This window comes from Clostridium sp. UBA7791 (assembly GCF_002480755.1).
GTDB lineage: Bacteria > Bacillota > Clostridia > Clostridiales > Clostridiaceae > Clostridium_J > Clostridium_J sulfidigenes.
This window is the reverse complement of the sequence record NZ_DLCT01000009.1, coordinates 18,980-37,055: the sequence shown is the minus strand read 5'-3', so window position 1 is coordinate 37,055 and position 18,076 is coordinate 18,980. Positions and strand designations below refer to the sequence as shown.

The window sequence follows — 18,076 nt, the reverse complement described above, 5'->3', positions numbered from 1 at the left end:
TTGCGATGAACTCTGAATTTCACAAAGCCCGAGCCTAGTCATATCAACACTTTACAGCATTTACACACCAACAAACTATATCATTTTTTCTATAAACATAATTCAATTTGTTGAACTCATTTTAATTAGTTTGTTGCATTGTTTACACTATAAATTATATTCTAGTTATCATGTGAAATCAAGAACTATATTTTACTATGCACTTCTTTTTCTAACGGGTCTAGTCAATCTTTCGCCTCTATCTCCTCTAATATATCTCATTTCTAAAACTTCTCTATTTATATTTGTTATTTCTGCTAATTCAGTTAAAGTTAGAATTTTCCCTTCATATAATATACGTATATTATTTCTCTTATTATTTTGTTGTTCTTTATTTGTAATCCATCTACAATTAGAAGGTTCATAGTCTCCATTTGAGTTTATTCTATCTATACTTATTCCTTCACAATATCCATTTGTCATGCTCCAATTATAGAAGTTAATATATTCTAACCAATCTTCACAAACCTTTATTCCTCTTCCACCATAATTAATATAATCTTTATTATTACTGTTATTGCATCTCTGTAACATACTCTGCCATACATTCCAATTCTTCGTCTTACTCAATCCATGTCTTTTCCACATATACTATCCTCCATAAAAATTCCTTCATATATAGTTAATTTCATTCATATTTTCAATTATGACAATTATATTTATGTACTTATCTAAAATAAAAAAGGAACAAGTAAATCAATACTCATTCCTCGTATGTATTAAACCATTTTATTTTTAATATCTTCTACGTCCTTTTTTATATCTTCTACTACTCCGAACTTGTCCGTAAGTGATGTAATAATCTCCTGGTATTTTGCTTCTCTAACTTTACTATCTTTTAACATATAAAAGAATAAATAAACAAATAGAACTGCAAATATTCCGTAGGAAACTACCATTTTAATGATTTCACTTTCCATATGAAAACCTCCTCTCTTATGCTATAACTGTTAATTTAACAATTAATTTGTGATTTAAGTTATGCCAGTTTTTATTAATTACATCATAGGCACTCATAAAGCCATATATAAGTACCCTTCCTCCAACTTTGTCTATTTCTTGTACATATGTCCCCATAGAACCTATAACCCCTAATCCACTCGGTACATCATTTGCCATAGCTTCACTTATACTAACAGTTGCATTAATATTTTTTCCTCTAAACTCAGCAGGTAAAGTAACCCACTTTGTAGAATAACCAGTACCACTATAAGATGGGAATAGGACTGTTGTATTATAACTTAAATGGTGATATTCTCTTTTAGAAGTTCCTACTTTATTATAAAATCCACTTGCATCACATCTAGTAATAGAACCATCTGTGTTTTTCCATTCACTATAACTTCCCGTATGAGTAGCAACATCACCACTTCTTCCACCTATGCTAAAAGCTCCGTTGGATAAGTTTATAGATACACTACCATCTATACTAGAAAGTACACCTGTTTTTATTAGATTGGCATTTAAAACACCAGTTGTAATAAAATCTGCTACTATAGCACCATCTGCTGTTATAGCAGTTCCAAATGTACCCTTATATCCATTAGAAGAAAACCCAAGACCTCCGTTATTCCATCTCCACACTTTAGTAGCAGTATTTACATCTTTAGTATCCATAATTAATATTTCATTCGGTCTAACTATTACATAAGAATTTTTTAATCCTGAATTAATCATATTTGTCGCTGATTCTTTAGCTTGTTGTAATATTTCATCGCCATTAGGTATTTTTTCTAATTCTTTAATAATACTTGCTATACTTACACCCTTATTAATTAAGTTAGAATTACTTAGTTCTATTTCAGTAACCATTTGTCTCAATACATCATACTTCTTTTTAATAGCTCTAACAGTTATATTAATATTTAATTTATCCTCTATAACTGTTACTATATCTCCTAGATAACACCTTTCTAATATTGCATAGTCTTTATATTCCTCTGTCTTTTCTAGCTGAACAAAAGAAATCCTATATTGTGCTTGTAATTCATCTATGTGGTTTTCATTAAATTCTTTAATTGCCCTTTTTACTAACTCATTTCTAGCTAACTCTAAAGTTTCAAATATCATTCCTTCTTCATCTTCTCTAGTATTTTCATCTCTAACTTTTACATCTTCATATTTAATTTCCTTTGTTTTGATTTTAGGATAATTATTAATCAAAGGGCTATCCCAAAATCCAACTATAGTAATTCCGTTAAAGCCTATTGGTTTAATTCGTGTAGTAACAGAATCTATATTGGTTTCATACTCAAACCCTACTAGATTTTTTCTGCTCCTAACTTGGAATCCTCTATTAGTTCCTATTTTTTTATTTATATTAATCCTATATCCTCTTCTCTGAACTTCACAATTACCCCATCTATTTTCAAAACTTTGGTCTGTGTCATGAAGAGCCTTATATAAATTCATATTCATGTAATAAGCAGTTGAATATTTAGAGATATCACTGAACACTTCTAAATCTCTAGCATACTGTTTATTGGTTTTATACTCATTACTATTTTGAAGCATATAAGATATAGCACCTTGTCCATTTAAATTGGTTGGTCTTACATCTTCTAAAAATATATCTAAAGAATCTGCAATAGTTATTTGACGAGCAAATACGTTTATATCTCTTCTATTAGGATTTACCTTTGCAATTCTAAATATTTCGTCCCCATAATCCATTCTTACTTTTAATATTGCTTCCTCGTGGATATGTTTATATAGTCCATCATCATCAATGAGGAATGTAGCATCTAAAGTATAGTTACCATTTAAGTCTTCTTCTGTTATGCAGTCCACACAAATATTATCTAAAATAGCTATTCCATTAGAAGATAAGACTTTACTTTTAGGAGTATTTTTATCAAATATACTTATTAAGATATTTCTGGACATTGTAGCACCTCACTTTCATTTATAAAAATTGGTTGATGTATAATTTCAACCTCAGTTAATCCATTAGTAGTAATTTTTATTTCATTTACACCTTTATTAAGTTTTATATATTGACCTGAAAATTTAAGATATATATTTCTATTTTTATCTACTTTACTTTCTATGTATTGGTTTTGACCATTTATATATAAACATTCTTTACTTTCTAAATTACTTAAAACCATCTTATTTCCATTTGCTAGATTTTCTATAGTTACACTATTTACATTACTATCCTTTAAATTAACCAAAATTTCTGTATCTAAATAATCGACTGCATTACTTCTATTGTCTATTTTTATAATTCTAGTATCTCTTACCTTGACACCATGAGTACGACTAAGAGAAAAAGCATTATTAACCATTGTAAAAATAACATCTAGTATTCCACTTGTTGCATTTTCTTTCCATCTATAACCTTTTCTAAATAACCCTTTATAATGTCTCTTTTGATACTCTAAATCTTTATCGTTTGAATGTCCAAATAGCCATCTATTAATAAATTCTACTTCTACACCGACTATGGGTTTAGATATTTCATTTTCATCTACTTTTCTAATTTGCAAGAGAACTTCTATATAATTACCTACATTTTCCAATAGCTCACCATCTTTTTTTGCCCTTTTTTCTAATACAAATGTTGTATCATATGGAGTAAAAGAACATCTTTCAGAATCCATCCAATCATATTTAAATTCATTTTCTAATATATATCTCACTTTATATCTTCCTCTCTTCTTTTAAATAAAAAATAAGGTAGAGATAATTTCCCTACCTGTACAAGTTATCAAATTTTATAGTTGTGTTTACTACATTTTCAGATACGACTATATTGTTATCTCCTACTTTTAAAGTTGGGAAATTACCTAGCGTATCCATTAATTTATTACTACCGTCAGCATTGGTACAATCCATCAAATGAGAATTAATGTTTACTTGATTAACTACATTATTAATAGTTAATGTTTCATCGTTAATGGTTAGTTGAAGATTTCCATTACCGTATAAAGTTATTAAAGGATTCACTTCAAAATTGCCTTGATTTTTTATGACAAAATTATTTTCTAAAAAATTCTTTGAATTTGTCATACCTACTAAAAATGGTTTTACTATAAAACTAATTTCAAACTCCCCATACATTTTTAGTTCTTTAAAAATATTTCCTACTATAACTCTCTTTACTACAAAATATCTATCTTCCCTATCATAATATAGTTTGTTATCTTTAATATCACTTAGCCATATTTTGATAGCATCTATCTCTTCCCAGAAGTATTCTATGTCTACCATTCTTAATTTGAACTTTATTTCTCTATCCCTATATTCATTTTTTCTTATAGTTAGAGAACTGCTTCTATTAGGTATAAGTACCTCTTCTATTTCCTCGTTGATAGAAGGTATAGATGGATATTCTACAACTAATAAATTAAAATCTGTAGCATTGTTTCTATTAAAAATAAAATCATGTACTGGCGTATCTACACTATACATATCACTTGCTATATTCATTTTATACCTCCTCTCTAATAAGCTAATCTTGGATTTCTTTGATTATATTTGTCAAATTCATCTTGGTATTTAGCTAACATCCTAGACATCTCTCTACCATCCATTTCATTTATAACAGTTATTTGTAATAAATCTTTAATCATATCTCTTAACCCATCAATCGGCATTATTGCTTCTGGGTTTGACCCTTGACCTTTATTAGCATCTCCAACTCCTATTCCATTTGGTAATATTGTTTTCTTGTTAAATATAGCACCGCTAGAGTACCAATCTACATTAAACTTTGGTATTCTAGGAGGTTTCAAGCTAAACTCTCCCGTAACTCCAATATGTGGTAGTTTGATGTGTGGAATTTTTATTTCAGGAAGTTTTAAGTTTCTAAAGAAATTCTTAACCTTATCTAGTCCTTCTCTGACTTTATTAGCCATAGCTGATAATTTACCACCACTCGCCTTATCCATATTATCAAAAGCCATTCCCCAAGATTTCTTCATACCTTCACCAACTAATCCTACAATACCTTTTATTCCTCCACCATGCTCTTCAATTTTGGATTTCATTGCACCCCATGCTTTAGAGGTATTTTCCTTCATGCTATTCCAAGTTTGAGATGTCTTTTCTTTAATGTTATTCCATTTTTCACCAAGCCATGCTCCTAGTTGCCCTGCTTTCTCTTTTATGGTATCCCAATTCTTATATAGCAGAACACCTATTGCTATAACTGCTCCTATAACTGCAATAATTGCTAATATAGGAAGTGCCATAGCTGTAAAGGATATTCCACAAGCACCTGCAACGGTAGCCAATCCACTTAACATTGCTATTAGTCCTGGTAAAAATGCAACTACTAATCCCCCGACTAATATTACCTTTTGCATGGTTGGAGATAAAGAGGTAAACCAAGTAACTAATTGTTGTATCCATTCCACTACTTTAGTTATAACTGGTAATAATGCCATACCTAAAGTTTCTTTCATGTCACCAAGGTCATTGTTCAATTGAGCCATTTTACCCTCAGGAGTTTTAGCAATTTCTTCATTTAGGTTTCCATAGTTAGCTTTTAAAACTTCTGCTATAACCGATGCTCTCTCTTGCTCTGTACCTGTTTCAATAATTTTCTTTTGGTGTTCATCCATAGTTACACCAACTCTAGTTAAGGCAGTTGCTTGTCCTTGCATAGCTTTACCTACCATGTTGGCATATCCCATCATATCTTCCTGTGTGGCATTTACACCCTTTTGATTAACTGCAAGGTTATACATTCCATCAGATAAAGTTTTAATAGAATCACTAGTCAAGTTAAAAGTTGCTAATTGAGACATACCCGCCATACCAACTTCGTCTCCAATAACTCCGACCTTTTGCAAGTGTGAAGCATACTGTTTTAAACTATCTACATTTTCCATAGTAGCCTTGCCCGTAGCCATTAAGTTATTTTGAAGTTTAGTCTCAGCTATTATTTGAACATTAGCACCTTCTACCGCTTCTTTAGCAAAATTCTTAATAACATTTAAAGAAAAAGCAGAAGCAATAGTTTTACCTAGTCCTCCCATAACTTTTCCGACTTTACCACTCTTACCTTCTAACTCCTCCATGGATTTTCCAGTTTCATCAACTTGTTTATCAACTTTAGCCAGTCCATCTAATACTTCTCTGGAATTGAGTTTAATACTACCTTGCAAATCAAATACATCACTCATTTTTCTCACCTCCCTTTTTATTAAAATAAAAAAGAGAGATTATCTAATTAACTAAAGCTAAACTAGATAAAGTCTCTAATGCATTGTTTCTTATATTTTCTTTTTCTTCTTGGGTTATCTCTATATTATTAGTTTTAGAAACCCCACCAATTTTAGATTTATAATCTATATAAGACATTGGACTTCCATTAAATTGTAATAATATATTATCAAGACAATATCTCATATATGTTCTTTCATCAATGAATCCTTCTATAACATCTGTTATAATATATATTGAATCGTTTAGATCCATTTTTTCTATATAACTAATGCAACCAGTTTTTAAAAGAATATAATATAAATTAATGCTTATATCTTCTAGCTGATTGCTTATTTGAAAAAACTTATTATACTTTTACATTTAACAATTTCTTTAATCATATCAACAGTTTTATCTAATTCTTGAACTTCTATTTCTTTTACATTTTTATTGAATATAGTTGCTAATGCTTTATATACCTCTTTTTCTGCACTTGGTAATTTACTTATAAATTCATACAGAATATCTGTTCCTAAACTATTTTGTTTTTCTTCTAGTGCAACTAATTTTTCTTGTATTCCATTATCCTTAAGTAATATTTTATTACTTATTATTTCTTTATCATCATCACTTAAAATAATATATTCATCTTTTCCACCACAATCTTCTAAAATTAATTCTCTTAACTTTCTATATTGTTGTTCGGATTCTTGTTGTATCTTAGTAAATTCTCCAATGGCTTTTACTAATTCATTTTTCATATTTAGTTTATTTATTACTCTTAACACCATCATTGCTTCACTTGTAGTTATTATCAATTCTTTATTTGCATTTATCATTTTTACTAACTTCCTTTCTAACTTTTAATAATTTTATTAATCTTCTAGTCTTCATAAATTAGAAGACTAAATTAAATCATCAATATAAATAAAGAGATAGATTTTACTCTATCCCTTAAATTACTGCTTTCGGCATATAAACTCTAAATGGTTTTTCGTTGCTATTAAACTTATAACATCCGTTAAATGTCATAGCAGTACTAGCTTCATCATTGTCTTTGGTTTCAAACCCAATACCTTCTGCATTGTAGGAATTCAAAATATGTATAATAATTGGGTCAGAACTTCCATGTTTTTGACCTACTATCAACAAGTCTTTATAATCAGCAACATCTATTGTATCAGATGGTTCATATACATCAAACTTGGTAGATGTATTTTCAACCTTCTTTATTAAACTAGCTTCTAATACAGTTTTATTAAAATCAAGTATTTCTGCTTCTGCTTTTACATCCCACTTCATAACTCTTTGTAAACCTGCTATCTTTCTTTCTAAAGCTCCACAATGTTCAATATCTCTAATCTCGGGTTTGGCTTCAAATTTTAAAGAACCTTTAGCAAGACCTAATTCTTTATCCTTTATAGTGGTCATTACTGTATCTAGTCCAGTAGTTAAGTCAAATGTTCCGTAATACAGAACTGCACTATCAACCAAGATATTCATATCTTTAATATCACTCATTTCAACACGTCCTTTCTAATATTTTAAAATATAAAATTGTAGAACTATATTTTGCTTATCTTCATCTATATAACTAGAATAAAAAGCATTTTGTTTTATGATCCTACAATTTAAAAAATATGTTTTATTTAATTTTTGTTCTAATTCTATTGCAAATCTCTGCATATCTATTTTTTTATTTTTAGTACCTACCAATCTTAATTCTAAGGTTAAATCATTCCTATAAGTATTATCTTGGATAGAATCACCTATCTTAGCAACTATACCTATAGAATTAACAAAATCAGAATCACTCGGTAATTCATCTAAAAATAAATTTTCATAGTTAATAAGATTAATTATATTTTCTTGTATAACCTCTAAATCTACCATTTAAGCACCTCCTACTCTATTTCTTTTAAGTGCTTTTTAAGAATTTCTACAACTTGGTCATGGTTTTCTCTTAAGGTATCTCGTAAATAAGAGGTATTTTCAAACTCAACTTTTGGAGCATATATTAAATCAGAACCCCAAACGATTTCAGTTTTACTACCATCACCTTCTATAGCAGTTCCAATACTTTTCTTTAAGTCACCCGTCTTAACAGGAGTATTAGATTGTATATTAGCTAACTCAGTAATACTAATTTCTTCACTGGCTTCTTTAACTGCATCTTTATATTTATCCATTACTTTTTTTAGATTATTTACTTTCTTCATGCTATCACCTCCACATCTACAGATTTAATAGCATAAATTCGGTAATTAATATAATCTATAGCCTTTTCTATTTCATAGACTTTATTTTTCCAAACTACAATATCTCCGATAAGTAATTCTTCATCAGCATATACCTGATATTTAGCTTCGATATCTTCACCCCATGTACATTTAATAGCTTTTATGTCTATAGGGTCAATTCCAACCCTGTAGACATTACCATTCTTTTTCCATCCTTCTATTATAACTTGACCTATATTGTTTTTGTAAGTAGTCTTGATTGTAGTTTCTATTGATGCATTTTTTAAAAATACCATTTCTTCACCACCTTAAAACAATCTAATGAAAGGTCGAGGAAGTAATAATTTAACTTCGTCACTTATAAGCGAATTGGAGTTACTATTAAAACTAATAGATTGTACTCCCCGAGAAACAGAGTTTATATTAGATATTCCGTTACTAACTTCTAATACATTTTTATAGTTATTTATTATTACCTTAATAGCCATAGCATAATTAGATTTAATATAACCATCTGTCCATGACTCTTTACCTACAACATTTAAGTAATTTCTAATAGAACTTATTGCTATTTGTTCTAATTCTAAATCCGTATACATTTTATCAATCTCCTCTCATATAAAAGATAGGGTAGGAGAAATACCCCCTATCCCTAAAAGAAGCTAAGCTTCGGTAGTAACTACTTTAACCGCTCCATTATCTCTAGCTAGATAAGTAATATAAACTTCATCTGCATAATAATCAGTTTTCTTATTCGAAGCTACTCTATCTTCTTCAATTCCAACAGATTTTCCCAACTTAATTCCTAAAGCACCATCTCTTACAACAATGTCATTATACTTATTAGAAACTTTCTTAACTTTTAAAGTCTTAACAACATCACAACCAGCCAGTCTACCAATTGCACCTTCAACTAGTACTTTATCTCCAAAGTTAGTAGAAGGAATAAATCCTTCTGTAGTAATCACATCAGCTTCTTGGTCTGGATGAATGTATAACACTAACTTTTCATCATCTTCTAATTGAAATAATGACTTAGCTTTAACTATGTCTGCAAAAGTTAACTTTAATGCACAATTGTGTACTAGTTTAGTTGTCTTTAGAGACTCATAAGAATCTGTGTCAATTTTATCTTTGATTGCCATAGTAACTTGTCTCTTACCTTCTTCTACTACTTCACTTCCCCTTCTTTGAACTTCTTCATCTGTCAAAGTAAAACCTTTACCTGCCTTCTTTAAAGTAACTTCGGTAGAAGTCATAGCTAAATCGGATAATGGAATTGGTTGACCTTCAGCAACGTCTACTGCTTCTCCAATATAACCATACTTTTCAACCTTTATAGTATCTCCTGCTACACCTACTAAAGTATCATCTACAATTGCAATTGGAGCAAATTTTAATTTTCCTGGAAGTTCTGCTCCTATAACTTCTCCTAAAACCACATTATTAATTAGTGTATTTTCCATAATTATTACCTCTTTCATTTTAAATATAGTAGTCCTTTTTCTTTTATGTCTAATTCAGACTTATAAAAAGACATAATAAAAACAACCATTTTTGCTATATATCATTTCAAGCATTATGGTTGTTTAACTATTCATTATTAATTTATATTCTTCTGGATTTTCTTCTTGAAATTTACTTACATAGAAAATTCCCTTATTTAATAATTCTTCTTTAGTCATAGTTTTATTATTATTTAAATCCTTGTTATTCTTAGGTTTATAACTAGATTCATTCAATCTTTCATTTACCTTCAAATTAGTATTAGAAGATATTATGTCAGTAAAGAACTCTATATTTTTAGTAATATCTTCTTCATTTTCAGATAAGATAAATTTCATTAGTCTAGTATCTAAACCTTTTTCACTTAAAGTATCTTTATACTTAGATTCTAAGTCTTTCATTTTCATTTGTTTTTCCATAGCTTCATACTTCTTTTGAATTTCTTCAAGTGCTATTTGCTCTGGAGTTTTACCTTCATTTGATTTAGACTTTATAGCTTCATCAATTAGTTTTTGAAGGTTGTTTTCTTTAAAAGTATTAACACCTTTAGATACTGCTCTATCTTTTTCAGATGTCCAATATCCTTTTATAGTTGGATTCTCTTGCAAGAGTTTTGTAAAGTCTTCTAATGCTATTTCATTAACATTAAAGTCCTTAGCTAAAGACTTTATTTCTTCATGTTCTTTTAAAGTATCAAGCACTTCTGCTTCATCCTCTAAACTTTCTATTAACTTTAATAATTCATTTTTCTTCATTTTAAAATCTCCTTTCGCCCTAAGTAGTATTTATATCCTACCTAGTTCATAAAATATTTTTCTACATAAAAATAGACCCTTTAAAGGTCTTGTTCTAATTTCCACTCTTCATAAGTTTTATAACTTATTTTCTCTTTAGTTTTATTGTCTAATCTTTTAGAAGGTCTATAATTTTCATTAGGTAAACTAATATAACAACATCTACATCCAATATGAGTATCATCAATCGGCATAGGTCTACTATCATCATCAACTCTAAAAACTTTTCCATCTAGTGATGCATCATAATCTCCTGTCTTATCATCCAAAGTTGCCGACCACATAACATATTCAATATTATGATCCTCTTGGAATTCTTCATTAACTTGATTCATGACTCTACTGGTTTCATTTTGAACTAATCTTTTAGTGTTATAGGCATTAAAATTAAATCTAGTTTTAACTACCTTCTCAATCTCATTTAGATTTATTTCTCCATTCAAGAACTTCTTAATTTCTACTCTTAGAGCTTTAGCAACTTTATTTTTATTATCCCAAATTCTATCACTATAATTTTTACCCTTAATAGTTTTTTTAATTATCCCATCAAGTGCTTTATCAGTGATTTTTTTAATTTTAAAATCAAATCCTAAACTTAAAGTATAAGAGTTAGAATAATATTTATCCAACCCTATCATAGTTAATATATCATTAGCCTTAGATATTTCATTTTTTGTTTGAGCTTTAAATATATCACTTATAATATTATTTAGATTCTTACTAAGTTTAATTTTTTCATGGCTGCTTAAATCTAATATATTATCTGCTACAGTATAAGTTAATATTATTTTACCTATTTCTGATAATAAAGTATCTCTATCTTTCTTTTGTTTACTTAAAATTTTATTAATTTCAGTATCTGATATGTTATATAATTCTTTATTAAATTCTTCAGTTAGATTAATATAAAATTGTTGGTCTTTACTTATTCCTTTTCTCATTTTTTAACATCCTTTTTAATTCTATATAATGGATACAATAATTTATCAATCCTCTAAAGAACTTCTTAAAATTTTTCAATTATATCAACTCCTCATCTTCACCTATATTATCTAGGTCAATCTGACCACTCTCTAAGATATCATTAATCTTTTTCTGTTCATCCAACATTTTTTCAAATTCAGCCTTTCCATTTTGAATAAAACTTAATTGATTTAAGCCAGTTTCTACAGATAATTTACCGTTAAGTTGTGTGATTATTTGTGCCATAGCTACATCATCACTTGGTACATTCATAGTAAAGTTTATCTTTATATCTCTATAATTATAATTTTTACTATATGCTATCTTTAAATATTTAAATAATATTTTTAGTCTATTTCTTATAGCATCCTTTAAACATTTCTGTTCTAAGTTTATTTTATTTCTTAAATTTATGATTCTACTTAGTATTGCTACACCAGAAGTATTACTTTGCATTGCTTCATTACTATTAATAGACTGCGATATCTGATATATTTTATCTTCTATCACATCTACTAATCTATTAACATAATCAGCGTTAGCATTTTTAGTCATAAATCCCGCTTCACTATCAGAATTAGGTAGATCAATAACCCTCATATTTTTCATTTTATCAGCAAAAGTTTCATCTACTTCTACGTTTTTAGTATAAAAGTAACTATCTCTGAAATCATTGTCGTTGTTAAGCCAGTTAGATAATGATTTTTCAAAACCGTCTTGTAATGTTTTTATATCATTATAAATAGTTTCAAATTCTTCTTCATCCAATACGGCAATAGAAACAGGTACTCCTAAATAAGATGGTGTCATTGTTTCTACTTCTTTAAACTCTTCTTCAAAGTGATAAATACCTTCAGTACAGTATATATCCATATATTTAGTATCATCTAAATCTTTTTTATAAAAATATATAAACATCTCTGTCTCGTTTTCATCATTTACATATGCTATAGAATTCAATGGAGTAGTTACTTTAAATCTAATTTCATCATTGTATATATATCCTAATTCATACGCTTTACCAAATATAAGCATATTCTTGTATAATAGACTATCTATACTAGACTTTTGAATTTGAACATTATATTCTATATCATCAATACAATCTTCATCATCCTTTCTATGTGTATATGTAATCTCATTTCCTACACCATAAGCAACATGCTCTGTTATAAACTTCTTAATATAGTTAGTCTTTATCATTTCATTACTTCTACCATCAATCTGCTTATAGTTATTCTCTATGTCTGTTTTACCTATGTAATAGTTATACATCTTTTTATACAATGGTAATTGACTATTATATTTTTTTATTAATTTTTCGGCTATTTCTTTATTATATAACATTTACTTCACCTCCTATTTTTTTCGCATTAAAAAAGACAACTAAATCCCTAGTAGTCTTCTATCTAATAATCTTATAGTACCTCTTTTATTTCCTGTTTCATTCATGACACTATATCTAAATGCATCCAATCCATGATTATATTTATCTATAGCCTTATTTATATATTCTCCTGTAGATTTATCTTTTACAAAGGTATAGTTTTTCAATTCTTCTTGAATCATAACACAGTTGGTATGTACTATAATCTTATATTGTTGAATTAATTGAATACCATTCATAATAGAGTCTCTTCCTTTAGTTGCACCAACTACTCTTTTACATCCAAATCTTTTTAATTCTTCTATAGACTTTGGTTCAGAACTATCACAAACAATTCTTTCTCCAACTACACCATGTTCTTCATACATTTTATATATATCTTCATTGGTCATATGTTTTTCAAAATGCTCATCATAAATCCATATTATTTTCTCTGATTCATCAATAACACTACATATTAATGTTGTATAATCGTTTGTATATCCAAAATCAGTTCCAAATATTGTTTTTCTAGTATCTTTCTCCTTCAATATTTTCATATAATCAAAAGTCTTAACTTCCCAATTGGTGTATATCAACTTAGAAAGTGTAGCAAACTCTCCTAAAGCATAAATCCTATAATATACATTATTTGTTTTTTCCATTTCTTTAAGGTTATCTATGTATTCCTGTGGTAGAAACTTATTATCTTTATATGTAGTATGTAGTATTACAGTATTATCTTTATTGTAGGTTGCATCATCAGCAAACCATCGTTTATATACCCACTTTTCTTTAGATACTGGGTTAAACATTACATGAACTTGATTATATGGATTTTTACTTCTAAGCCTTAAACATAATTGGTCAAAAGAGAAATCATCTATTTCAGTACATTCTTCAACTATAATATCATCTATGCCATTAATAGATTTAATTCGTTCAGGGTCATCCAACCCTTTAAATAAAAATAAGCTACCATTAGGTAACTCAATAGTTAAATCTGTTTTATTTATTTTACATTGTTCATATAAATGCCAATCTGATAATATAGATTTTACCATTGAAAAACAACTATCCTTTAAAGAATTTTGAGTCTTTCTAATAACTAAACACTTTCTATTTTCATATTTTAAATATTTATAAATTAGCTTTGCAAATACAAAGTGCGACTTACCACTTCCAACTATGCCCCACCATAGAACACGTTAAATCTAGTATCATAATTTTCTAATTGTGGTAAATACACATCATTGAAACACTTCTTAGATATCTTAAATTTTGCATTACTCATAGTGGCAAACCACCCCCTTTTATTGATTTTTAGGCATTAAAAAAGAACTATCAAAAGATAGCTCTTGAATTTTATCTAATCTTGACATGCTTTTCTCATCATAATATCAGACAAACGTTCTTTTAAATTTTCTAAGTCATTTAATAATTGCATAAATTCTTCAGATGTATAATCAAAATTATTTTCTTTAGGTTTTAATATAAAATCATTCATTTGTATTATTTTACATAATGCTAATTCATACTTTCCTAATTCCATTTGTATCTCTTCAATATCTTCAGAAATTAATTTCCATTTGAAATCTTTCTCGAAATAACTTACTACATTTTTAGCTCTCTCTACAATTTTAGAAACATCATTTTTACTTGTAATCTGTCCCCAAAATCTATCACCTATTCCCTTTTTATATCTGTCACTATATTGCCTTATTCCTTTACCATATTTATATTTTTCAACTAATTCTTTCATAAAATTCACCTCATAGAATAATTCTATATACTACTATAAAGTCCTTTTTATTGTAAAAAATATTTATCTAGGGTACGTACCCATAATACACACATAGATTTAGAACCATACCCCCTCATAATAAAAAGACTAGGCATAAACCTAATCTTATAAATAGAACTCTTCAATTGTCTTATCTTTTATATCATCATTGATTCCAATATATCTAAGAGTTACACTTGGTGCTGAATGATTAAATATATCTTGTAATACTGCTACATCTTTATGTTGTTGGTAATGCCAATAACCAAATGTCTTTCTAAGTGTATGTGTTCCTACTTCTTCTACACCTAACTTATCAGCTACATTGTTAAGTATTCTATATGCTTGAACTCTACTAATAGCCTTATCACCTTTACGAGAAGGGAATAACCAATCATTATTACACATACCTTCTATATATCGGTCTATATCTTTCTTTAGGTATGTGTTAATTAGAAATCTTTTATTCTTTCCTGTTTTCTTTTCTACTATATTAATATGTGTATGGTCTTTTACATCATTTACTTTTAGATTTAATATATCTGATATTCTTAGTCCTGTATTAATACCTATTATAAATAACATATAATCTCTATATCCACTCTTTAATAATTCATTTTTAAACTTTTGTATTAAATCTTTATCCCTAATTGGTTGTACTAAATCCATAGATTAATCCTTCTTTCATCAACTTTATATATTCATTATAATACATTCAAAGTAATAACGCAATACAATATGTTACATTAGAACAAAAAATTTATATGGTATTTAGCACAACACTAGTAATATCAATGAATATAGAGATTTAATCAATGTAACTTAATATCTATTGTGTTACATTGGCATGTATTATTAATCTTCCAAAGTCACTTCTATGGTTCTATTAGTTTGCTCTACTTCTTGCTTATCTACCCATCCAAAATTTTTCAAACTGAAAATATATGATACTGGATTTTTATTGCAAGAAGGGTCTAACATCTTCTTCTCAGCATAATTCTCACATATCATATAGGCTCTTTTTACGATGAGCGAAAGTTCACGTTTTACATCTTCATCTAATTGTTTTAGTACATTAATATCATTAACACAATTCTTGTAATCCCTTAAACTAGACAAACTAATACCTAGTGCTAATCCTAGTCCACTTACTGTATATGGTTCATTATTAATGTCACATTCACTAAAGTACTTCTCAATTATTTTAGTTACTTCATTTGCATCTTGAAATTTTGGTGGTCTTCCTATCCATTTTGCCATATTATTTCACATCCTTTCTCTATAAGTTAATTTAAATTCACTTTGAATATATCTATCATTTATTATATAATATTTATAATGAAGGGAGTCGTTAAAATGAAACATAATACTACAATTAATTATGATAACCTTTTTAGTGGTTTAGGCGGTTTAAATAAAAACCCAATGACAACTTCAACTAACTCATCTGAAGAAAATATAGATGAATTAGTTTCTTTATTACTTGAAAAACTCCTAGCATCTACAATTAAAGGAAAGTCATCCAATAAACCATTATCACAATTCAATAAGTGTAATATTACATTTAATTGTCAAATAACTCATCTTAATGGTGATAAAAATAAAGTTAAATGCTATACTTCTAAACCTAAGGACGGAAAATCTAAGTCTATATTGTTTAAAATAATATCATATTTTCTAGGTAAAATATCCAATGATGACTCTAGTGACGAATCACTATTTATTAAAATATATTCAAGAAAAGTAGGTAAAAATCACCTACTTTTCTTTTTTTAAAATGTTATATCTTGTTATAGTATAATCTAGTGAAATTACTCTCTTATATTTACCCATACTCTTAAAATGCTTTTATCCTTATCATTGTAAACTATAACATTATATTTTCTAAACTTGTCTTTAAACTTCTTAACTTCCTCACAAGCTATTATGTACTCAACATCATTCTCATAAAAATATTCATGTTTATATGTCTTATTAATCTCACTCATATATTCACCTCAATATCACAAGTAATAAATCCATGATCATCTCCACTATAATAAACAATATTATCCTCTCCAAATTCACTCCTGAAAACTTCTATGTCATTCCAATATTTTTTCCAGTCCACCTCATTAATAAATGTATAAACATGATGATAATACTTTCTTACTTTCATTTAATCTAACGTTCCTTCCATTATCTCTTTTATATATACTCTTAAAGATTCTATATTTTTTATGTTTTTATCTTTTTCTCTCTCTAAATAAGATATCTGTCTTTCATATTTATTAATCTTATCTTGTAAATTACTTCTATCAATCATCCAAAATAAAACTATAATAAACATAATTACTATACTAATCATGAGCAATCCTAATTCCATCATTTTAATCTTCCCTTCTTATATATTTCTTTCTATTTTTTCTACATTGATAACAACTTTTGGGTTCACTATCCCATCCTTTTTCTTTATAAAACTCCTGTTCTCTCTTAGTAAATATAAAATCTTCTCCACATTCCTTACATTTAATTACTATGTCATCTTCATATAATTTTTCTAACATATCTTATCTACCAACTTTCTTATTATTTTTCTGTACAATAAAAGACACCCTAAGGATGCCTAATAAATTATTAATTTAATTTATAATATCATTATTTTTTATCAATTCATCATCTATATACTGAACCACTGTTTCATAATAAGAATTTTTATAATTATAAAATATCATAATAAGTATTATCACCCCATTCAACGCTATAACCCATACTACAATTTTAGTAATACCTTCAAAATAACTTGAAACTGATTCTATATTGTTAATATATGCTTCAGATAGTTTTTTTGAAAGTTCTTCTTGTTGAGATATTTTTTCTTCTGGTTTTATTTCTTTTTGATTAATTAGCTCAATTTTCTTATCAGTAATATCTTTAAATACATTATTTATATTATCAGTAGTCTTTATATAAACTGGAACAATAATACCCAAAATAGTAATTATAATTGCTGTCATACCAATGAAATTTTTAAATATACTCCCAGCTTCCTTACTATTTTTTGCTATATTAATATACATATATTTTCTTTTTTTCAAATTAACGCTATCTAACAATTTTAATTCTGAAAACTCTTTGTCTAAATCACATTTTAAAACTTTTATTACGTTTTTTATGATATTTTTAAACTCATTTGCTATAGTCTTGACTCTAATTCTTTTTATGCTCATTTTTACCCCCATAGAATATT

Annotated in this window: 27 protein-coding genes; 1 reads left to right on the top strand and 26 read right to left on the bottom strand. The window is 27.7% G+C overall.

The window, feature by feature from the left end; translation table 11 throughout:
- Positions 1-195: 195 nt before the first annotated feature.
- The 21 genes from B3Z56_RS13800 to B3Z56_RS13700 form a co-directional block, all read right to left on the bottom strand.
- Complete coding sequence (locus B3Z56_RS13800; RefSeq protein ID WP_346879033.1) at positions 196-627, bottom strand: hypothetical protein; 432 nt, start codon at positions 625-627, stop codon at positions 196-198.
- A gap of 131 nt (positions 628-758) precedes the next feature.
- Positions 759-959 carry a BhlA/UviB family holin-like peptide gene (locus B3Z56_RS13795; RefSeq protein WP_343824016.1) on the bottom strand — a complete coding sequence of 67 codons (201 nt, stop codon included), beginning with the start codon at positions 957-959 and terminating at the stop codon, positions 759-761.
- A gap of 16 nt (positions 960-975) precedes the next feature.
- Entirely contained in the window at positions 976-2,925 is a 1,950-nt protein-coding gene (locus B3Z56_RS13790; protein WP_346879032.1) for a phage tail spike protein, read from the bottom strand.
- Entirely contained in the window at positions 2,907-3,683 is a 777-nt protein-coding gene (locus tag B3Z56_RS13785; protein WP_346879031.1) for a hypothetical protein, read from the bottom strand. Before B3Z56_RS13785 ends, B3Z56_RS13790 begins: the two co-directional genes overlap by 19 nt.
- A 52-nt stretch (positions 3,684-3,735) precedes the next feature.
- Entirely contained in the window at positions 3,736-4,473 is a 738-nt protein-coding gene (locus tag B3Z56_RS13780) for a hypothetical protein (protein ID WP_346879030.1), read from the bottom strand.
- Positions 4,474-4,487: 14 nt separating this feature from the next.
- On the bottom strand, positions 4,488-6,173 hold the full coding sequence (locus B3Z56_RS13775) for a hypothetical protein (protein WP_346879029.1): 1,686 nt from the start codon (positions 6,171-6,173) through the stop codon (positions 4,488-4,490).
- Positions 6,174-6,216: 43 nt separating this feature from the next.
- Complete coding sequence (locus B3Z56_RS13770; protein WP_346879028.1) at positions 6,217-6,468, bottom strand: hypothetical protein; 252 nt, start codon at positions 6,466-6,468, stop codon at positions 6,217-6,219.
- A gap of 77 nt (positions 6,469-6,545) precedes the next feature.
- Positions 6,546-7,034 carry a hypothetical protein gene (locus tag B3Z56_RS13765; RefSeq protein ID WP_346879027.1) on the bottom strand — a complete coding sequence of 163 codons (489 nt, stop codon included), beginning with the start codon at positions 7,032-7,034 and terminating at the stop codon, positions 6,546-6,548.
- A gap of 115 nt (positions 7,035-7,149) precedes the next feature.
- Positions 7,150-7,716: a hypothetical protein gene (locus B3Z56_RS13760; RefSeq protein ID WP_343824030.1), complete on the bottom strand. Its 567-nt coding sequence runs from the start codon at positions 7,714-7,716 to the stop codon at positions 7,150-7,152.
- A 15-nt stretch (positions 7,717-7,731) separates the two neighbouring features.
- Complete coding sequence (locus tag B3Z56_RS13755) at positions 7,732-8,088, bottom strand: hypothetical protein (RefSeq protein WP_346879026.1); 357 nt, start codon at positions 8,086-8,088, stop codon at positions 7,732-7,734.
- 11 nt (positions 8,089-8,099) lie between these two features.
- Positions 8,100-8,414, bottom strand: a complete 315-nt coding sequence (locus B3Z56_RS13750; protein WP_346879025.1) for an HK97 gp10 family phage protein — start codon at positions 8,412-8,414, stop codon at positions 8,100-8,102.
- Positions 8,411-8,731 (bottom strand): hypothetical protein, encoded by a 321-nt coding sequence (locus B3Z56_RS13745; RefSeq protein ID WP_346879024.1) that lies wholly within the window; start codon positions 8,729-8,731, stop codon positions 8,411-8,413. The genes B3Z56_RS13750 and B3Z56_RS13745 overlap by 4 nt, the downstream gene beginning before the upstream one ends.
- A gap of 12 nt (positions 8,732-8,743) precedes the next feature.
- Complete coding sequence (locus B3Z56_RS13740) at positions 8,744-9,034, bottom strand: hypothetical protein (RefSeq protein WP_346879023.1); 291 nt, start codon at positions 9,032-9,034, stop codon at positions 8,744-8,746.
- A gap of 63 nt (positions 9,035-9,097) precedes the next feature.
- Positions 9,098-9,901: a N4-gp56 family major capsid protein gene (locus B3Z56_RS13735; RefSeq protein ID WP_346879022.1), complete on the bottom strand. Its 804-nt coding sequence runs from the start codon at positions 9,899-9,901 to the stop codon at positions 9,098-9,100.
- Between the two features lie 123 nt (positions 9,902-10,024).
- On the bottom strand, positions 10,025-10,696 hold the full coding sequence (locus B3Z56_RS13730; protein ID WP_346879021.1) for a capsid assembly scaffolding protein Gp46 family protein: 672 nt from the start codon (positions 10,694-10,696) through the stop codon (positions 10,025-10,027).
- 80 nt (positions 10,697-10,776) lie between these two features.
- A complete protein-coding gene (locus B3Z56_RS13725; RefSeq protein ID WP_346879020.1) occupies positions 10,777-11,676 on the bottom strand; it encodes a minor capsid protein in 900 nt (299 codons plus the stop codon).
- 79 nt (positions 11,677-11,755) lie between these two features.
- Positions 11,756-13,045 carry a phage portal protein gene (locus tag B3Z56_RS13720; RefSeq protein WP_346879019.1) on the bottom strand — a complete coding sequence of 430 codons (1,290 nt, stop codon included), beginning with the start codon at positions 13,043-13,045 and terminating at the stop codon, positions 11,756-11,758.
- A gap of 39 nt (positions 13,046-13,084) precedes the next feature.
- On the bottom strand, positions 13,085-14,212 hold the full coding sequence (locus tag B3Z56_RS13715) for a PBSX family phage terminase large subunit (RefSeq protein WP_346879034.1): 1,128 nt from the start codon (positions 14,210-14,212) through the stop codon (positions 13,085-13,087).
- A 221-nt stretch (positions 14,213-14,433) separates the two neighbouring features.
- Positions 14,434-14,826: a hypothetical protein gene (locus tag B3Z56_RS13710; RefSeq protein ID WP_346879018.1), complete on the bottom strand. Its 393-nt coding sequence runs from the start codon at positions 14,824-14,826 to the stop codon at positions 14,434-14,436.
- Between the two features lie 147 nt (positions 14,827-14,973).
- Entirely contained in the window at positions 14,974-15,516 is a 543-nt protein-coding gene (locus B3Z56_RS13705) for a site-specific integrase (protein ID WP_346879017.1), read from the bottom strand.
- A gap of 186 nt (positions 15,517-15,702) precedes the next feature.
- A complete protein-coding gene (locus B3Z56_RS13700; RefSeq protein ID WP_346879016.1) occupies positions 15,703-16,107 on the bottom strand; it encodes a terminase small subunit in 405 nt (134 codons plus the stop codon).
- Between the two features lie 96 nt (positions 16,108-16,203).
- On the opposite strand from B3Z56_RS13700, the gene B3Z56_RS13695 reads away from it, so the two are divergent.
- The gene (locus B3Z56_RS13695) at positions 16,204-16,623 is read left to right on the top strand and encodes a hypothetical protein (protein ID WP_346879015.1); all 420 of its coding nucleotides are present in this window, start codon (positions 16,204-16,206) and stop codon (positions 16,621-16,623) included.
- 35 nt (positions 16,624-16,658) lie between these two features.
- Here B3Z56_RS13695 and B3Z56_RS13690 read toward each other — a convergent pair whose 3' ends face one another.
- The 5 genes from B3Z56_RS13690 to B3Z56_RS13670 all read right to left on the bottom strand — a co-directional run bounded on the left by B3Z56_RS13690 (position 16,659) and on the right by B3Z56_RS13670 (position 18,056).
- Complete coding sequence (locus tag B3Z56_RS13690; RefSeq protein ID WP_346879014.1) at positions 16,659-16,835, bottom strand: hypothetical protein; 177 nt, start codon at positions 16,833-16,835, stop codon at positions 16,659-16,661.
- Positions 16,832-17,005: a hypothetical protein gene (locus B3Z56_RS13685; RefSeq protein ID WP_346879013.1), complete on the bottom strand. Its 174-nt coding sequence runs from the start codon at positions 17,003-17,005 to the stop codon at positions 16,832-16,834. The genes B3Z56_RS13690 and B3Z56_RS13685 overlap by 4 nt, the downstream gene beginning before the upstream one ends.
- Positions 17,006-17,215: a hypothetical protein gene (locus B3Z56_RS13680; RefSeq protein ID WP_346879012.1), complete on the bottom strand. Its 210-nt coding sequence runs from the start codon at positions 17,213-17,215 to the stop codon at positions 17,006-17,008.
- A gap of 1 nt (position 17,216) precedes the next feature.
- Positions 17,217-17,393 carry a zinc-ribbon domain-containing protein gene (locus B3Z56_RS13675; protein ID WP_346879011.1) on the bottom strand — a complete coding sequence of 59 codons (177 nt, stop codon included), beginning with the start codon at positions 17,391-17,393 and terminating at the stop codon, positions 17,217-17,219.
- A 75-nt stretch (positions 17,394-17,468) separates the two neighbouring features.
- Positions 17,469-18,056 carry a hypothetical protein gene (locus tag B3Z56_RS13670; RefSeq protein ID WP_346879010.1) on the bottom strand — a complete coding sequence of 196 codons (588 nt, stop codon included), beginning with the start codon at positions 18,054-18,056 and terminating at the stop codon, positions 17,469-17,471.
- Positions 18,057-18,076: the final 20 nt, after the last annotated feature.

What these genes read in the sequence shown, in the direction of transcription:
- B3Z56_RS13800 (WP_346879033.1), bottom strand. Translation starts at nt 627, where the DNA reads ATGTGGAAAAGACATGGATTGAGTAAGACGAAGAATTGGAATGTATGG.
- B3Z56_RS13795 (WP_343824016.1), bottom strand. Translation starts at nt 959, where the DNA reads ATGGAAAGTGAAATCATTAAAATGGTAGTTTCCTACGGAATATTTGCA.
- B3Z56_RS13790 (WP_346879032.1), bottom strand. Translation starts at nt 2,925, where the DNA reads ATGTCCAGAAATATCTTAATAAGTATATTTGATAAAAATACTCCTAAA.
- B3Z56_RS13780 (WP_346879030.1), bottom strand. Translation starts at nt 4,473, where the DNA reads ATGAATATAGCAAGTGATATGTATAGTGTAGATACGCCAGTACATGAT.
- B3Z56_RS13775 (WP_346879029.1), bottom strand. Translation starts at nt 6,173, where the DNA reads ATGAGTGATGTATTTGATTTGCAAGGTAGTATTAAACTCAATTCCAGA.
- B3Z56_RS13770 (WP_346879028.1), bottom strand. Translation starts at nt 6,468, where the DNA reads ATGGATCTAAACGATTCAATATATATTATAACAGATGTTATAGAAGGA.
- B3Z56_RS13765 (WP_346879027.1), bottom strand. Translation starts at nt 7,034, where the DNA reads ATGATAAATGCAAATAAAGAATTGATAATAACTACAAGTGAAGCAATG.
- B3Z56_RS13760 (WP_343824030.1), bottom strand. Translation starts at nt 7,716, where the DNA reads ATGAGTGATATTAAAGATATGAATATCTTGGTTGATAGTGCAGTTCTG.
- B3Z56_RS13755 (WP_346879026.1), bottom strand. Translation starts at nt 8,088, where the DNA reads ATGGTAGATTTAGAGGTTATACAAGAAAATATAATTAATCTTATTAAC.
- B3Z56_RS13750 (WP_346879025.1), bottom strand. Translation starts at nt 8,414, where the DNA reads ATGAAGAAAGTAAATAATCTAAAAAAAGTAATGGATAAATATAAAGAT.
- B3Z56_RS13745 (WP_346879024.1), bottom strand. Translation starts at nt 8,731, where the DNA reads ATGGTATTTTTAAAAAATGCATCAATAGAAACTACAATCAAGACTACT.
- B3Z56_RS13740 (WP_346879023.1), bottom strand. Translation starts at nt 9,034, where the DNA reads ATGTATACGGATTTAGAATTAGAACAAATAGCAATAAGTTCTATTAGA.
- B3Z56_RS13735 (WP_346879022.1), bottom strand. Translation starts at nt 9,901, where the DNA reads ATGGAAAATACACTAATTAATAATGTGGTTTTAGGAGAAGTTATAGGA.
- B3Z56_RS13730 (WP_346879021.1), bottom strand. Translation starts at nt 10,696, where the DNA reads ATGAAGAAAAATGAATTATTAAAGTTAATAGAAAGTTTAGAGGATGAA.
- B3Z56_RS13725 (WP_346879020.1), bottom strand. Translation starts at nt 11,676, where the DNA reads ATGAGAAAAGGAATAAGTAAAGACCAACAATTTTATATTAATCTAACT.
- B3Z56_RS13720 (WP_346879019.1), bottom strand. Translation starts at nt 13,045, where the DNA reads ATGTTATATAATAAAGAAATAGCCGAAAAATTAATAAAAAAATATAAT.
- B3Z56_RS13710 (WP_346879018.1), bottom strand. Translation starts at nt 14,826, where the DNA reads ATGAAAGAATTAGTTGAAAAATATAAATATGGTAAAGGAATAAGGCAA.
- B3Z56_RS13705 (WP_346879017.1), bottom strand. Translation starts at nt 15,516, where the DNA reads ATGGATTTAGTACAACCAATTAGGGATAAAGATTTAATACAAAAGTTT.
- B3Z56_RS13700 (WP_346879016.1), bottom strand. Translation starts at nt 16,107, where the DNA reads ATGGCAAAATGGATAGGAAGACCACCAAAATTTCAAGATGCAAATGAA.
- B3Z56_RS13695 (WP_346879015.1), top strand. Translation starts at nt 16,204, where the DNA reads ATGAAACATAATACTACAATTAATTATGATAACCTTTTTAGTGGTTTA.
- B3Z56_RS13690 (WP_346879014.1), bottom strand. Translation starts at nt 16,835, where the DNA reads ATGAGTGAGATTAATAAGACATATAAACATGAATATTTTTATGAGAAT.
- B3Z56_RS13685 (WP_346879013.1), bottom strand. Translation starts at nt 17,005, where the DNA reads ATGAAAGTAAGAAAGTATTATCATCATGTTTATACATTTATTAATGAG.
- B3Z56_RS13680 (WP_346879012.1), bottom strand. Translation starts at nt 17,215, where the DNA reads ATGATGGAATTAGGATTGCTCATGATTAGTATAGTAATTATGTTTATT.
- B3Z56_RS13675 (WP_346879011.1), bottom strand. Translation starts at nt 17,393, where the DNA reads ATGTTAGAAAAATTATATGAAGATGACATAGTAATTAAATGTAAGGAA.
- B3Z56_RS13670 (WP_346879010.1), bottom strand. Translation starts at nt 18,056, where the DNA reads ATGAGCATAAAAAGAATTAGAGTCAAGACTATAGCAAATGAGTTTAAA.